General features: G+C 46.6%; 1 protein-coding gene. It reads right to left on the bottom strand.

The genetic code is table 11. The features are described from left to right. A partial coding sequence (locus PZE06_RS27545; RefSeq protein ID WP_275792326.1) for a hypothetical protein occupies window positions 1-254 on the bottom strand: 254 nt, incomplete at its 3' end. Window positions 255-313: the final 59 nt, after the last annotated feature.

The following is a 313-nucleotide window of genomic DNA, read 5'->3' on the forward strand; positions in this document are numbered from 1 at the left end:
ATCGCCGGTGACAGCCCTTCTATGGTGTCGACATCAGGCTTATCCATTTGTCCTAAAATTTGTCTCGCATAGGCAGACAATGACTCGACATAGCGACGCTGCCCTTCTGCGTAAATGGTGTCAAAAGCGAGAGAGGACTTTCCTGAACCAGAAAGTCCCGTCAGTACAACAAGCTTGTCTCTCGGGATTGTGACATCAATGGTTTGTAAATTATGGGCCCGAGCTCCTTTGACAAACAATTTCTCCATTGCCATCGTTTCGTTATACCACCGCTTTTAACTCTAAAATTAAATCGCGCAGCTCTGCCGCTCTT

Source organism: Robertmurraya sp. DFI.2.37 (genome assembly GCF_029211245.1).
GTDB lineage: Bacteria > Bacillota > Bacilli > Bacillales > Cytobacillaceae > Robertmurraya > Robertmurraya methanolica_A.